14 protein-coding genes are annotated in these 14,685 nt (G+C 67.7%); 5 read left to right on the top strand and 9 right to left on the bottom strand.

Annotation, left to right across the window (positions count from 1 at the left end):
* Window positions 1–50 precede the first annotated feature (50 nt).
* Complete coding sequence (locus AB4Z37_RS04810; protein WP_441515539.1) at window positions 51–314, bottom strand: hypothetical protein; 264 nt, start codon at window positions 312–314, stop codon at window positions 51–53.
* 147 nt (window positions 315–461) lie between these two features.
* Entirely contained in the window at window positions 462–1,295 is an 834-nt protein-coding gene (locus AB4Z37_RS04805) for a creatininase family protein (RefSeq protein WP_441515538.1), read from the bottom strand.
* A gap of 197 nt (window positions 1,296–1,492) precedes the next feature.
* Between AB4Z37_RS04805 and AB4Z37_RS04800 the strand changes: the two genes are divergently transcribed.
* Genes AB4Z37_RS04800 through AB4Z37_RS04780 form a run of 5 tightly spaced genes read left to right on the top strand, consistent with a single transcriptional unit; the run spans window position 1,493 to window position 5,861 of the window.
* Window positions 1,493–2,512 carry an ABC transporter substrate-binding protein gene (locus tag AB4Z37_RS04800; protein ID WP_441515537.1) on the top strand — a complete coding sequence of 340 codons (1,020 nt, stop codon included), beginning with the start codon at window positions 1,493–1,495 and terminating at the stop codon, window positions 2,510–2,512.
* Between the two features lie 7 nt (window positions 2,513–2,519).
* Window positions 2,520–3,335 carry an ABC transporter ATP-binding protein gene (locus AB4Z37_RS04795; protein ID WP_441515536.1) on the top strand — a complete coding sequence of 272 codons (816 nt, stop codon included), beginning with the start codon at window positions 2,520–2,522 and terminating at the stop codon, window positions 3,333–3,335.
* Window positions 3,332–4,168, top strand: coding sequence for an ABC transporter permease (locus AB4Z37_RS04790; protein ID WP_441515535.1), 837 nt, complete (start codon window positions 3,332–3,334; stop codon window positions 4,166–4,168). The genes AB4Z37_RS04795 and AB4Z37_RS04790 overlap by 4 nt, the downstream gene beginning before the upstream one ends.
* Window positions 4,168–5,139: a 2-hydroxyacid dehydrogenase gene (locus AB4Z37_RS04785; protein WP_441515534.1), complete on the top strand. Its 972-nt coding sequence runs from the start codon at window positions 4,168–4,170 to the stop codon at window positions 5,137–5,139. The genes AB4Z37_RS04790 and AB4Z37_RS04785 overlap by 1 nt, the downstream gene beginning before the upstream one ends.
* 2 nt (window positions 5,140–5,141) lie before the next feature.
* The gene (locus AB4Z37_RS04780; RefSeq protein ID WP_441515533.1) at window positions 5,142–5,861 is read left to right on the top strand and encodes an AprI/Inh family metalloprotease inhibitor; all 720 of its coding nucleotides are present in this window, start codon (window positions 5,142–5,144) and stop codon (window positions 5,859–5,861) included.
* 27 nt (window positions 5,862–5,888) lie between these two features.
* Here the strand turns inward: AB4Z37_RS04780 and AB4Z37_RS04775 are convergent, their stop codons facing one another.
* The 7 genes from AB4Z37_RS04775 to iaaH all read right to left on the bottom strand — a co-directional run bounded on the left by AB4Z37_RS04775 (window position 5,889) and on the right by iaaH (window position 14,605).
* Window positions 5,889–6,947, bottom strand: coding sequence for a class I SAM-dependent methyltransferase (locus AB4Z37_RS04775; RefSeq protein WP_441515532.1), 1,059 nt, complete (start codon window positions 6,945–6,947; stop codon window positions 5,889–5,891).
* Between the two features lie 138 nt (window positions 6,948–7,085).
* On the bottom strand, window positions 7,086–8,561 hold the full coding sequence (locus tag AB4Z37_RS04770) for an MFS transporter (RefSeq protein ID WP_441515531.1): 1,476 nt from the start codon (window positions 8,559–8,561) through the stop codon (window positions 7,086–7,088).
* 138 nt (window positions 8,562–8,699) lie between these two features.
* On the bottom strand, window positions 8,700–9,398 hold the full coding sequence (locus tag AB4Z37_RS04765) for an ABC transporter ATP-binding protein (protein WP_441515530.1): 699 nt from the start codon (window positions 9,396–9,398) through the stop codon (window positions 8,700–8,702).
* Window positions 9,395–11,128, bottom strand: a complete 1,734-nt coding sequence (locus AB4Z37_RS04760; protein ID WP_441515529.1) for a branched-chain amino acid ABC transporter ATP-binding protein/permease — start codon at window positions 11,126–11,128, stop codon at window positions 9,395–9,397. The genes AB4Z37_RS04765 and AB4Z37_RS04760 overlap by 4 nt, the downstream gene beginning before the upstream one ends.
* A complete protein-coding gene (locus AB4Z37_RS04755) occupies window positions 11,106–11,960 on the bottom strand; it encodes a branched-chain amino acid ABC transporter permease (RefSeq protein ID WP_441515528.1) in 855 nt (284 codons plus the stop codon). Before AB4Z37_RS04755 ends, AB4Z37_RS04760 begins: the two co-directional genes overlap by 23 nt.
* A gap of 20 nt (window positions 11,961–11,980) precedes the next feature.
* On the bottom strand, window positions 11,981–13,162 hold the full coding sequence (locus AB4Z37_RS04750) for a substrate-binding domain-containing protein (protein WP_441515527.1): 1,182 nt from the start codon (window positions 13,160–13,162) through the stop codon (window positions 11,981–11,983).
* Window positions 13,163–13,192: 30 nt separating this feature from the next.
* Window positions 13,193–14,605, bottom strand: a complete 1,413-nt coding sequence (gene iaaH, locus AB4Z37_RS04745; RefSeq protein ID WP_441515526.1) for an indoleacetamide hydrolase — start codon at window positions 14,603–14,605, stop codon at window positions 13,193–13,195.
* Window positions 14,606–14,685 lie beyond the last annotated feature (80 nt).

Here is a 14,685-nt window from a genome sequence, read left to right as displayed (position 1 = left end):
CACGGGGTGGATGAGGCGCCCGTGTCGGACGCGGATCCACCGTCGGGGTGTCAGTCGCAGGTGCGGACGCGGCCGATGTAGTTGCCGTAAGCGTCGTACTGGCGGACCCAGCCGCAGCGGCGATAGGCGTAGCCGTCGTAGTAGGGGCCATTGGCGATCGCGGCGCCGACCGCCGCTGCGCCGATCACGCCGGCGGCGATGCCGAGGCCGAGGCCGAGACCGCGGGCTTCCGCGGGACGCGAGGTGGCGGCCATGCCGCCGGTCAGGGTGAGCGCGGCGAGGGCGAGGGCGGCAATCCTGGTCTTGATCGACATGGTTTAATCTCCATCCGGTGTTGGGGCGCCCCAGCGGGGTGCATGCCGGTTCGTCGAACGCCGGATGGAACGGGTTCGACGGTGCGGATGAAGAAAAAGTCTGGCGGCCGATCGAACCAAAACCGGCTTTCGCAAGACATGTCGGGCTTAAAGCAGCGGCTGTGGCGTGTTGCGCAGCGCCGCCATGTCGAAGCCGGCGACGTCCGCCAGCAGCTCGCAGAAGGCGCGCGCGCCGTGGTCGAGCAGCAGTTCGCCTTTGTCGGCGGAGGCCTGTGTCGCGTCGCCGGCTGCGCCGCAGGGATTGAGATCCTGCGCCTGCCAGGCGAAGGGGGCGGGGCGATGGGTCGAGAGCCAGCGATAGTGCGCCTCGAAGTCGAGGCTGGCGGGCCGGAAGTCAGCGATGCGGTCGCGGCGCACGCGCTCGGGATAGGCGGCGAGCATGATCGAGGTCTCGATGGCACCGCCATGCACGCCGTGGCGCACCTCGGTGTCGGTGAACAGCCCCGCCGGCTGGCCGAAGCGGTGCCATCCCGTCGTCACCGCGAGCAGGCCGTGCTGCGCGCGCAGATCCTGCGCCACCACGGACATCGCCGCGCTGTTGCCGCCATGGCTCGTCACCATCACCAGCTTGCGGATGCCGGCCGCGGCGATGCCGGCGCCGAGCTCCATCCAAGAGCGCAACGCTGCGGCCGTGGACAGCGTCACCGTCTGCGGAAAGTCGATGTGCTCGGTCGACAGGCCGACCGCCTGAACCGGGATGAAGGTCGCCGGGATCGCAGGCGGCAGCAGCGTGCGGACGCGGGCGAGGAACGCCTCGGCGATCAGCGTGTCGGTCTCGATCGGCAGATGCGGTCCGTGCTGCTCGGTGGCCGCCAGCGGCAGTACCGCGATCCAGTCGGCGGTGGCCCCAGCCGGCAGTTCGCTCCAGCGGATGGCAGTCCAGTCACGGGGCGGGTGATGGTCGGGGCTGGTCACGGTCACGGTTCGGTCTCGCCGGGGGTGTCGCTGCTTTCTACACGAAGGTGGCGTCCAAGGGGACATCGCCGTGCGGGGAGGCGGCCCTCGCCGGCCGCTATTTCTTTGGGCGGCGTTGCAAGGTAGCTTGCGGCCGTCGCCTGCCGCGACGGCGGCCGATCATCCGGCCGTTCCCTCCCGATGTTCGCCGACGGAGCCCGATGATGAGACCTGCTGCGCTGTTTCGTGCCCTGATGGTTGGCCTCGTGGCAGCGGCCTCGCCGGCGCTGGCACAGGCGCCCGCCAAGCTCGACAAGGTCTCGTTCGGGACCAACTGGGTGGCGGAGGCCGAGCACGGCGGCTTCTTCCAGGCGGTGGCCGACGGCACCTATGCGCGCTATGGCCTCGATGTCACCATCGTCTCCGGCGGTCCCAACATCAACAACCGCATCCTGCTGGCGTCCGGCAAGCTCGACTTCTTCATGAGCGCGAACTCGCTGCAGTCGTTCGATGCGGTCGCCAACAACGTGCCGGTGGTGGCGGTTGCCGCCATGTTCCAGAAGGACCCGCAAGTGTTCCTGGCCCATCCTGACGCCAGGGTCAGCAAGCTAGAGGACCTCAAGCCGCTGACGCTGTTCGTCTCCAAGGAGGGCATGCAGACTTACTTCCAGTGGCTGAAATCCGAATACGGCTTCAACGAGACCAATGTGAAGCCCTACACCTTCAATGCGCAGCCGTTCCTCGCCGACAAGAAGAGTGCGATGGAGGGGTACGTCACCTCCGAGCCGTTCGCGGTCGAAAAGCAGGCCGGCTTCAAGCCGACCGTGATCGAGCTCGCCGACTACGGCTTCAACACCTACTCGACATTGATCGAAACCCGGCGCGATCTCGCCGAGAACAAGCCGGATCTTGTGCAGCGTTTTGTCGATGCCTCGATTGTCGGCTGGTACAATTATCTCTATGGCGACAACCGTCCTGGCAACGCGCTGATCAAGAAGTTCAATCCGGACATGACCGACGAACTGTTGACCTACTCGGTCGCCAAGATGAAGGAGTACGGCATTGTCGATTCCGGCGACACGCTGAAGGACGGCATCGGTGCGATGAGCGACGCGCGCATGGCGAATTTCTTCGACAAGATGGTGCGTGCCGGTGTTGTACGCTCCGACATCGACTTCAAGGCCTCCTACACGCTGCGCTATGTCAACAAGGGCGTCGGCCTCGACCGTCGTCCCAAGAACTGATGGCGTGATGTCGGATTCCACGGCCGGTGCGGCCGTCAGCGAGGCCAGCCTGCCGGCGGACGTGGCGGTGCGTTTCCGTGAAGCCGCCAAGATCTATGATAATGGCGTGCAGGCGCTTGCCGCGCTCGATCTCGACATCCGGCGCGGTGAATTCGTTTCGCTGCTGGGGCCCTCGGGCTGCGGCAAGTCGACGGCGCTGCGGCTGATCGCGGGTTTGAGCCGGCCGAGTTCGGGCACTGTGCAGGTGGCAGGCCGGCCGGTGGCGGCAGGCGGCCGTGCCATCGGTTTCGTGTTTCAGGAACCGACCCTGATGCCCTGGGCCAGCGTGCTCGACAATGTCCGCCTGCCGCTGCGGCTCGCGCGCATGGCGCGCGCCGACGCCGACAGCCGTGCGCGCGATGCGCTGGCGCGGGTCGGGCTCGCGGACTTTGCCGACGTCTATCCGCGCGAGCTGTCGGGCGGCATGAAGATGCGGGTGTCGCTGGCGCGCGCGCTGGTCACCGATCCGGACATCCTGCTGATGGACGAGCCGTTCGCGGCGCTCGACGAGATCACGCGCTTCCGTCTCAACAACGATCTGATGGCGTTGTGGCGGAGCCTGCGCAAGACCGTGGTGTTCGTCACCCATTCGGTGTTCGAGTCGGTCTACCTGTCGCAGCGGGTGGTGGTGATGACACCGCGTCCGGGGCGCGTCAGCGCCGAATTTCGCGTCGTCGCGCCGGAGCCGCGGCTGGAGGCGTTCCGCACCTCGGCGAGCTATGCGGCGCAATGCCGTGAGGTATCGGCAGCGCTCGCCCGGGCCAGCGGCGAGGGGACGACATGAGCTCCCGTGATCAATCCGCGCCGGATGCCGTGCATCCGACATCGTCGGGACAGGCCGGTCGTCTGCTTCGCATGCTGCTGCCGGCACTGGTGTTGGCCGCCGTGATGGGCCTGTGGGAGGCAGTGGTGCGGATCAACGCCATTCCGCCCTATGTGCTGCCGAGCCCGTTGAACGTGGTCATCACGCTGGCGCAGGACTGGAACCTGCTGTTCAGCTCGCTGCTGGTCACGCTGGTGACGACGCTGGAGGGGTTCGTGGCCGCCGCGATCGGCGGCATTGTGCTGGCGTTGCTGTTCAGCCGCTCGACCTGGCTCGAATATGCGCTGCTGCCCTACGCGATCGTGCTGCAGGTGACGCCGGTGATCGCGATCGCGCCGCTGCTGCTGATCTATCTGCCGCAGCCGGTGGCGGTGGTCGCCTGCGCGTGGATCGTGGCGTTCTTCCCGGTGCTGTCCAACACCATGCTGGGCCTCAAATCCGTCGACCGCAACCTGGCCGGCCTGTTCACGCTGTATGGCGCGTCCCCGTTGCAGACGCTTGGCCTGCTGCGCCTGCCGTCGGCGCTGCCCTACATGTTGGGCGGCCTGCGCATCGCCGGCGGATTGTCGCTGATCGGGGCGGTGGTGGCTGAAATTGCAGCAGGATCGGCAGGGGCTGGTTCGGGCCTCGCCTACCGCATTGCAGAATCGAGCTACCGGCTCAATATTCCGCGCATGTTCGCCGCACTTTTGCTGCTCTCGGTCGCCGGTATTGTGATTTATATGACGCTCTCGCTGGCGTCATATCTTGTGCTACGACGCTGGCACGAAAGCGCGCTTGGAAAGGATAGCTGATGACCGCCGCGAAGACCGACGTCCTGATATATGGGCAGCCCAAGAAACTCGTCACGGAAGGCTTGAGCGCGTCGTTCACGGTGCACGCCGCGGAGAGCCACGGCGACCTCGGCCGTATCACTCCCGCGGTCGCCGAGCGCATCAAGGGCGTCGCCGTCACCGGGCTCGTCAGCGCCGACAAGGCGATGATGGACAAGTTTCCCAATCTCGAGATCATCTCCAGCTTCGGCGTCGGTTACGACCATGTCGACTGGGCGCATGCGCGCGACCACAACATCATCGTCACCAACACGCCGGACGTGCTGACCGAGGAGGTCGCGGACGTTGCGATGGGCCTTCTGATCGCGACGCTGCGCGAGTTCGTGCGCGCCGACCGCTTCGTGCGTGCTGGCCAGTGGGCGACGCAGAACTATCCGCTGACCGTCGGCTCGCTGCGCGGCCGTACCGTCGGCATGGTCGGCATGGGCCGCATCGGCCAGGCGATTGCGCGCCGGCTCGAGGCGTCGCTGGTGCCGGTGGTCTATCACTCGCGTAATCCGGCCAAGGGCGTCAACAACAAGCACTATCCTAACCTCGTGGAGATGGCGAAGGCGGTCGACACGCTGGTCGTCATTACGCCGGGTGGTGCGTCGACGGCGAAGATCGTCAATGCCGAGGTGATCGACGCCCTCGGACCGAACGGCGTCATCGTCAACGTCGCGCGTGGTTCGGTGATCGACGAGCCGGCGCTGATCGCGGCGCTCAAGGCGGGCAAGATCCTCGGTGCCGGCCTCGACGTGTTCGCCAATGAACCGAACGTGCCCGATGAGCTGCGCGCGCTGCAGAACACCGTGCTGTTGCCTCATGTCGGCTCGGCCTCGATCGTCACCCGCAACGCCATGGACAAGCTGGTGGTCGACAACCTCCAGCTCTGGTTCGACGGCAAGCCGCCGCTGACCCCCATTGCGGAAACCCCTGTCAAGGGACGCTGAACATGGCGCGGGCCGCGGTGCAGGCGATCCGGTGGCGTCGGCCCTTGGCCGGCGCGCTGGCGCTGCTCGCGGTCACGGCCCTGCCGGCGCGTGGCGACGATCCGCAGGGGCTCGCCCACGACATGGTCGGCCAGTGGGAACTCGCCACGGCCGAGCGCAGCAAGACTTGCGTGATCACACTCAAGCCCGATCCGGCCGGCGGCGGCGCGATGAAACTCGAGCTCGAGAAGGGTTGCGCCGAGGCGCTGCCCTTCACCCGTGAGATTGCGACCTGGAGTATCAGGGGTCTCGACATCGTGCGGCTGCAGGATGCCAAGGGTGAGCCGGTGATCGACGTCACCGAGGTGGAGAGCGGCATCTTCGAGGGCCGGCGCACGGGTGAGGGCGTTTACCTCCTGCAGAACCTTGCCGCGGCGCGGGCACTCGCCAAGTCGACCGACCAATTGATCGGCGACTGGTCGGTGGTGCGCGGCAACGACCGCGCGATCTGCAGCCTGACGCTGACCAACACCGAGATCGCCCCCGATATCTTTACGGTCTACCTCAAGCCGCGCTGCGATCCGGCGGTGACGGGCTTCGGGCCGGTGAGCTGGCGGCTGGAGCGCGGCGAGCTGCAGTTGATCTCGGCCAAGGGCGAGATATGGCGCTTCGAGGCCGACGACAACGCGCAGTGGCGCCGCGTTCCGGACAGTGTCGATCCCTTCATCCTCATCAAGCAGTAAACCGGCCGCCACATGGCGCGGAGCGCTTCACGGCCGCGCTTCCAGCACGATGTTGAACGGCGTTTCCGCGGCACGCCGGAAACGGGTGAAGCCGCCGGCGGTCACCACCTGCCGCAACCGCACCTCGCCCGCCTGCGCGCCGAGGCCCATGCCGACCTCCTGTGCCAGTGATGCCGGCGTACAGATCATCGTGGACGCGGCATAATACACCCGGCCGATGGGATTGAGGTTCGCGGTCAGCTGATCGTGCGCGAACGGCTCCACGATCATCCAGGTGCCATTCGGTGTCAGAACCTCATGCACATGCCGTGCGGCGCCGACCGGATCGCCCATGTCATGCAGGCAGTCGAAGAACGCGATGAGATCATAGCTGCCGGGAAACGTCTTGGCGGTCGCGATCTCGAAGCGTGTGTTGCCTGCGACACCGGCTTCGGCGGCGGACTTGCGGGCACGCTCCACCGAGGGCGAGTGATAGTCGAAGCCGGTGAAGTGCGATTTCGGAAACGCCCGGGCCATCACGATCGTCGAGGCGCCATGGCCGCAGCCGACATCGGCGACCTCGGCGCCGCGCTCGAGTTTCTCCACGACGCCGTCGAGCGCGGGCAGCCAGGATGGCACCAGGTTGGCGTTGTAACCCGGGCGGAAGAAGCGCTCGGTGCCGCGGAACAGGCACGCGCTGTGATCGTGCCAGGGCAGCCCGCGTCCACTGCGGAAAGCGTCGGCCACTTTCGGCTCGTCGATCCACAGCGCCGCGAGCACCTCGAAGGCGCCAGCCATGAAGGCGGGGCTGTCGTCGTCGGCGAACACCGTCGTCTGCTCCGCGTTCAGCGAAAATGTGTCGGAATCCCGGTCATAGTCGACATAGCCGGCGGCGGCTTGCGCAGCCAGCCATTCACGCACGTTGCGCTCATAGGTGTCGGTGCGTTTGGCGAGCTGCTCCGACGTGATCGGGCCGGAGTCCCGCATGGCTTTATAGAAACCGAGACGATCGCCGAGCACCACAAGGGCGCCTGTGGCGATGCTGCCGAGATCGCCCACCATTCGGCCGAGAAAAGCATCGAGCTTGGTCTGGTCAGGTTGCTGCATCGCGTCCTCCGGTCGCAAGACGAAGACACGATGATGAGACCACCCGCCGGTCGTAAAGTTCATGGTTCGTCCGGCGGATGGGGCTCCTTCTTTCGAAGAGGGTGAAAGGTCAGCAGGCCTGCCGTGCCGGCCTGTCGCTCATCGCGCTGCGACCGCCAACAGGCGTGCGAGGCGCAGGGCGATCGCGAGGCACAGCACCGGCGCCACGCTGAAGACGGCGAACAGCGCCAGCGCCGCGCGGGCCGTGCCGACCGCTCCGCCCGGGTCGACCAGGCCTGCGGTGTTGGCGACCAGCCCTGCCGCCGCGGCGCCGACAGCCGTCGCATAGAGCTGCACGGTGGTGATCGAAGCCGAAGCGCGATCCTGCTCATCGGGTGGGGCGAATGTCAGCACCCAGGTCAGCAGGTGCGGCCAGGCCATGCCGACGCCAAGGCCAAGGCTGAACAGGCCGCCGGCGAGGATAACGAGGTGCGCTGTGTCCGCACTCGCCGCTGGCATGAGCCAGAGCAGAACGAGGCTTCCGACCAGCGAGACGCATGGCGCGGCGACAATGATCCGCCGCACCTTCCGCCCGGCGAAGTTCGAACTGGTGACCGAACCGACCGTCCAGCCGCCTGCCATCAGGGCGGACAGGTAGCCGGCGATCAGTGGCGACTGGCCGTGCAGCACCTGCAGGAACAGCGGCACGAACACGTCGTCGCTGGTCACCGTCATCGCCAGCAGGGACATCACGGCATAGACGAGGCCGAGTGGCGCATTGCGGCGGAACGCATTGCGCGGCAACAGCCGGCGCGGACTCCGCCGCTCGTTGCGGACGATCAGGAGCGACAGCGCGGCGGCGGCCGCAAGGCCCGCGACATTCCAGGTGGGGCGCGTGGAGATGCTGCCGGCGGAGACCGCGAGCACCGCAGCGGCCAGCAGGGCCATCTGCAGCAGCGGCAGCGGGGACGGATGCCGCGCGTCGACATCACGCGGCAGCACGACCGCGGCGATGGCGGCGAAGGTCAGCGCCAGCGGGATCAGCACATGGAATGCGCTGCGCCAGGCGTCGAGTTCGGCGAACACGCCACCGAGCGCCGGCCCGACCAGGGTGCCGATCCCCCACATGCCGGACACCAGCGCCATGGCGCGGGGCCATAGTGGCTGCGGGAACAGCAGGCGGATCATGGCGTAGGACAGCGAGATCAGGAGACCGCCGCCGAGGCCCTGCACCGTGCGCCCGGCCAGCATCACCGGCATCGCCTGGGCCAAGCCGCACACCAGCGCGCCAAGCGCAAACAGCACCGCGGCAGTGACATAGGCGCCGCGTGGTCGCAGCAGCTGCAACAGGCGCGCCGAACAGGTGGCGCCGATGATGGAGGCGATCACGAACAGCGTCGTGTTCCAGGCATAGTAGCTGAGCCCGCCGATGTCGCGGACGATCGACGGCAGCATGGTGGTCGTCAGGAACACATTGATCGCATGCAGCGCCACGCCGCCGGCAAGCACCAGCGAGGAGATTGCATTGCGACCGCCGAGCAGTGTCGCCCAGCCCTGGGGCGTGGTGGCTGCGCTGGCGGTATCCCCCGCCACGGCGCGTGCGACTGCCTTGGACGAATTGGACAAAGAAGACAAGAGTCGGCTCCGGTGAGATGAAGTTCTGGCGCGGGTGGGCCCCGAACGCCGACCCTTTGATAGAACCTCAACCCGGGTTGAGGTCAAGGTCGCGCGGGACGGATCCGCCGCGGGGTCGCGCAGCCGCGGCAACCTGCCTCACACGGTGAGGTGCGCCAGCACATCGTCGCCCGCGAGCTCGGCGGCGGTTCCCGTGCGCACGACCTCGCCGTGGTCCATGATGACAAGATGGTCGGCGATGCGTTCGACCAGGGTCAGGTTCTGTTCGATCACGAGGAACGCGGTGCCCTGCCGCTTGCGCTCGGCGATCAGGTCGGCCATGCGGATCACGTTCTCGTACTGCACGCCCTCGGTCGGCTCGTCGATCACCACGAGGCCGGTGTCCGCGGCAAGGCCGCGCACGAACGACAGCAGTTTCTTCTCGCCGCCAGACAGCGTGCCGGCATGCTGGCGCCGCCGCTCGGCGAGCCGTGGGAACACGGAGAAATACGGCTCGAAGGCGGCAAGATCCCGTGTCGGCCGCATCAGCGTCAGATTTTCAGCGACGGTGAGATCGTCGAAGACGACGCGCTCCTGCGGGCAGTAAGTCAGGCCGAGCCGCGCGCGGTGCGACGGCGACAGCGTGGTGATATCGCGGCCCGCCATCGTCACGGTGCCGTCCGACGGGCGCAGGAAGCCAGAGGCGAGCTTGGCCAGCGTCGACTTGCCGACGCCGTTGCGGCCGAGGACGCACAGCACTTCGCCGGCACGGACCGCCGCGGTGACGCCGCGCACCACGAGGCCGGAGCCATAGCCACCGCAGAGGCGGTCGAGCGCGAGTATGGCGGTGTCGGTCATCGCGTGCCTCCGACATAGACGGCGCGGACGTCCGGATTGGTCTGCACCTGCTCGACGCTGCCGTCGGCAAGGAAGCGGCCCTGGTGCAGCACCACCACGCGGTCGGCGAGACGGCGTACCAGCTCCATGTCGTGCTCGATAATGATGATCCGCAAGTCGAGATGCTGCTGTGCCCAGCGTACCGCGTCGATCACCGCGCCGGTCTCCTCGTGGGAGAGCCCGGCGCAGGGTTCGTCGAGCAGCAGCAGGCGTGGTTCGGTTGCCAGCGCCATGGTCAGTTCAAGGATCTGGCGTTCGCCATGGGAGAGGTCCGAGGCTGGTTTGTCGGCGTCCGACAGGAACGGAAAGCGATGACGCATTTCGTCGAGCACCGGCGTGGTCCAGCCGAACAGGCTCGGGCGCAGCAGGTCGAACCAGCCGCAGCGGCCGCTCCATAACGCGATCGCGAGGTTCTCGGCGATGGTCAGGCGCGGAAACACCGATGGCGTCTGGAACTTGCGGCCGACGCCGGTGCGCGCCACCGTGGCGGGGCGCGGCCGCGGCACATTCTGGCCATCGATGACGAGGCGGCCCGCCCGCATGGGTAGCGCGCCGGTCAGCACATTGAGTGTCGAGGTCTTGCCGGCGCCGTTCGGGCCGATCACGCAGAGGATCGCTTGCGCGCCCGTCGTCAGCGTCAGGCCGTCGAGAATGGTGACGTCGCCCATGCGGACATGGACGTCGTCAAAGGCGACGGTGAGCGGCGCCGCCTTGCGCGGCTTGAGTGGAGCGGCATGCGGCGGAATCTTGCCGGCGCGCAGCGGCAGCCAGCGCCTCAGCGGCTCGATCAAAGTCATCAGGCCGCCGGGCAGGCGCAACACCACGACGATGAAGAACAGCGCCACCACAATCTCCCACCATGGAAAGCGATCGCGTAATTCGGCGGAGAGGATGCCGACTGCGACGGCGCCGGCGACGGGCCCGAGCACAGTGGCGCGGCCGCCGACCGCGGCGAACACGACAAGGTCGCCGGAAAAGGCGAAGCCGGCGAGATCCGGGGTCACGAGATTCTGCTGCGGCGCGTAGAGCGCACCGGCAAGGCCGGCGAGACCGCAGGCCACGGCGAACGCCGCGGCCTTGATCCGCGGCGTATCATAGCCGAGGAAGGCGAGGCGGCGTTCGTTCTCGGCGACCGCGCGCCACAGCGCGCCGATTGGCGCGCGCAGCAGCCAGTCGACGCCGGCGATGCCCAGAGCCAGCATCACGGCGATGAGGTAGTAAAGGTCGAGGAAGCCGTCGAGGCCGGGCAGGCCCGGAACATTGCGCAGGCCGTTGAAGCCGCCGGTGACGCTCGTCCAGGTGGTCGCGACCTGGAACGCGGCGAGGGTCAACGCCAGCGTGATCAGCGAGAACGACGGGCCGCTCTCGGTGCGGCCGCGAAACACGGCGGCGGCGAAGACGAAGCCGAGGGCTGCCATGGCCAGCGCCGCGAGCGGCAGCAGGCCATAGGCCAGCGGCGATGCCCCCAACCCGAACAGGCCGTAGGCGGTGAGGTAGGCCGCGAAGGCAACGAACAGGCCCTGCCCCAGCGGCAGGATGCCGGCTTGCCCCCAGGCGAGACCGACGCCGATCGCCGCCAGCGCATACAGCAGATAGAGACCGAGCTGGTAGGCCCAGAAATCGCCGACGAACGCCGGGATTGCGAGCAGCAGCGCGAGGACGAGGCCATTACGGCCGAGGAAAGAGGCCACGGGGTCGCTGCCACAGGAACAGGATGGAAAGGAGAAGCATGGCGAGATAGGCGGTGGTCGGGCTGACGGCCGCCGAGAGGCCGCTTTGCAGGCCGCCGATGATGCCGGAGCCGGCAACGAGCCCGGTGATGGTGCCCATGCCGCCGACCACCAGCGCGAAGAATGCGTTGACGATCAAAGTCAGGCCCATGAATGGCTCGACCGGTGTCAGCGGCGCGATCATCACGCCGGCGATGCCGGCCCAGGCGGTGCCGGCGACGAAGGTGTTGCGGGCGAGCTGGCGGGTGCGGATGCCGACGGCCTCCGCGAGCACGGGGTTGCCGACCATGGCGCGGATGCGTGCGCCGGTCGGGGCGCGGGCGTACCACACGAACAGCAGCGCCAGCACCGCGATGGAGATCGCCATCAGCAGCAGGCGATAGGCTGGATAGGCCTCGCCAAGGATCGTCACCGAGCCGCTGATGGGAATGTCGACGCTGCGAAAGCCGCGGCCGAACGCCAGTTCGACCAGCTTGCGCAGCAGCAGCCCAAGCCCCCAGGTGGCGAGCAGGGTCTCGAACGGATCATAGCGCAATGGCCGAATCAGCACGCGCTCGACCACGAGGCCGATGGCGCCGCAGACAATCGCGGCGGCCGGAACCGCCGCGAGATACGGCAGCCCTGCCTTCTGCACCATATAGGCGGTGTAGCAGCCGACCATGACGAACTCGCCATGGGCGATGTTGAGCACATTGAGCAGGCCCATCACCACGGCGAGGCCGAGCACGACCTGCGCCAGGATCAGGATTTCATAGACGACATTGATCGCCTGGGTGACGACGACAGGATCCATCGGCGACCTTCTGTCCGCCTTCAGCTGCAGGTCTGTTGCGTTGCGACCGCCTTGAACGTCTCGACGACAGTGAATTTGGTGCCGTCGCAACGCGCGAGGAAGACGTTCTTGTCGGTATGGCGATGACGCACGGTCATGGTGCCGCTCGGGGTGTCGAACGACAGGCCGTCGGCCGCGGCGGCGAAGGCCTTGGCGTCCAGCGACTTGGCTTTCGTGGCGGCGGCGGCCGAGAACACGAAGGCGTCATACAGGCCCTTGGAGATGGTGCACTGCTGCGGCGCCTTGTCGCCGTACTTCTTGGTCAGCGCGCCGATGAACGCCTTGTTCTCGGGGGTGTCGATGTCAGCGAAATAGCCGAGGCTGGAGTAGAGATTCTTGCTGGCGTCCTTGCCGATGCCGGCGAGGGTGTTTTCTTCCAGCAGGCACGACATGCGCAGGATGTCGTCGGACAGGTTGAAGTCGGCGAAGGTGCGGTTGAAGTTGACGTTGTCGCCGCCGACCAGGGTTTCCAGCACAATCGCCGGCTTGGCGCTCTTGATCTTGGTCACCGAGCTTTCGAACTTGTTGGGCGCGCCGAACGGATAGTAGTCCTCTGCGACCACGGTGCCGCCGAGCGCGGCGATGAACTTCTTGGCCTGCTCGTTGGTGGTGCGGGCCCAGACATAGTCGTCGCCGATCAGGTAGAAGGTCTTGCCCTTCGCCAGCTCGACCAGCTTGGGCAGCGACTTCTGCAACTGCTGCTCCGGCGTCTCGCCGAGGAAGTAGACATTTTCCGAGCAGTCCTGGCCTTCGAACACCGGCGTATAGACGTAGGGCACCTTGCCCTTGACGGCGTTCTCGACGCCCTGGCGCACGGCGCTGTCGTGGGCGCCGAAGATCAGCTCGACCTTGTCGCTGAGCAGCAGGCGTACCGCGCTCTTGGAAGCCTCGGCCGGCGCCGCGCCGCCATCGGCATAGACGATCTCGACCTGCCGGCCGAGAACGCCGCCGGCAGCATTGACGGTGGCGGCGCCGAGTTCGGCGGCGGCGCGCTGTGCCGGACCGAACAGCGCGGCGGGGCCGGAGTCCGAGACGAAGACGCCGATCTTCAGCGGACCGGCGGCGGACGCGGAGCGGATCACGGCAGGCAGGCTGGCGGCGAACGCGCCTGCGGCGGCGGTGCGTAACAGGTTGCGGCGGCTGAGCATCAAGGATTTCGGCATGGTCGTTCCCCCTGTGTGTGCTTGTCGTGGTTAGCGTGATGGCGCCGGCAGCGGCGGCAGCAGCGTGTCGAGCGCCAGCGCGCAGGCGAGTAGGTCGCAGTCGCGCCCTGCGGCGGCGTCGAGCTCGAGGCCGACCGGCAGCCCCGCCGCGGTCAGGCCGACCGGGATGCTGACACCGGGAATGCCGGCGTTGCTGCTCGGGCCGGTGTTGCGCACCACGGTGATGAACGTTGGCACCGCGCGGCCGTTGAGTGTGATGGTCTCGTCCTCGCCGAGCGGCGGCGCCGGCAGCGGCGTGGTCGGGAACGCCATGACGTCGATGCCCGCGGCGAAGTAGCTGCGGTAGGCCTCGATCAGCCGCGGCCGGTGGGTGTCGCGGGCTTCGCGGTAGATCGCCTCCGGCACGGCGGTCGCCGGATCGAGCACGGAGCCGAGGATGCCCTTGACGTCGGGACTGGCGGCGCCGGCGACGATGTCCGCGAAGCGGATGTTCAGCCCTTCCTTCTCGAGATAACGGTCAAGATCGCGGTGCACCTCGTAGAGGGCGACGCTGAAGCCCACGGCTTCGTCGAGCGCCTGCACGTCGGGCAGGTCGGCCTCGATCAGCACGGCGCCGGCCTCCTTCATGGTGGCAAGCGCGGCTTCGCACAGCCGTCGCGTTTCGCTGTCGATGTCTTCCCAGAAGTAGGTGCGTGGCACGCCGACCCGCAGCCCCTTGAGAGAAGCCGGCACGCTCACCGGCGTCTCGCCGGTCACGACGCTGTCGATCAGCGCAAGATCCGCCGCGCGGCGCGCCAGTGGCCCGGCGGTGTCGCGGGTCGTGGAGATCGGCACGATGCCGTCCTGCGCCCAGCGCAGCAGCGAGGGCCGGAAACCGAAGGCGCCGCAGAACGCGGCAGGCACGCGCACCGAGCCACCGGTGTCGCTGCCGAGGCTCGCGGGCACGAGGCGCGCGCCGACCACGGCGCCGGAGCCGCCGCTCGAGCCGCCGGGAATGCGGGTGGGATCATAAGGATTGCGGATGGCGCCGAAGGCGCCGTTGTTCGAGGTGATGCCGAACGCCAGCTCGTGCATGCCGGTCTTGCCGAACAGGATGGCGCCGGCATCGAACAGCGCCTGGGCGACCGGCGCGTTGCGCTTCGGCCGGTGCTGGCGCAGCGCCGGCGTGCCGGCGGTGGTCGGCAGTGCCGTGGTGTTGATGTTGTCCTTGAGCGCGATCGGCACGCCATGCAGCGGGCCGAGTGTGCCGCCGGCCTGGCGCTGCCGGTCGGCGGCGCGTGCGGCCTGGCGCACCTGGTCGGCATCGAGCGCGGTGAAGGCGTTGAGGTCGGCGTGCGCCTGCGCGCGCGCGAGCAGCGCCTCAGTCAGCGCTTCCGCCGTCACCTCGCCGGCGCGGATCGCTTGCGCCGCCGCGACGACATCGAGTTCATGGTACGCCTTCATGGAGCAAGCCTCACGACACCGGTTTTCGGGGTGAGGATGCTAGCGACCGGTCAGGGCTGGCGGTATCGACAGAAATGTGG

The organism is Bradyrhizobium sp. 2TAF24 (genome assembly GCF_052115025.1).
Taxonomy (GTDB): Bacteria; Pseudomonadota; Alphaproteobacteria; order Rhizobiales; family Xanthobacteraceae; genus Bradyrhizobium_A.
This window is presented reverse-complemented; position numbering and strand designations above follow the sequence as displayed.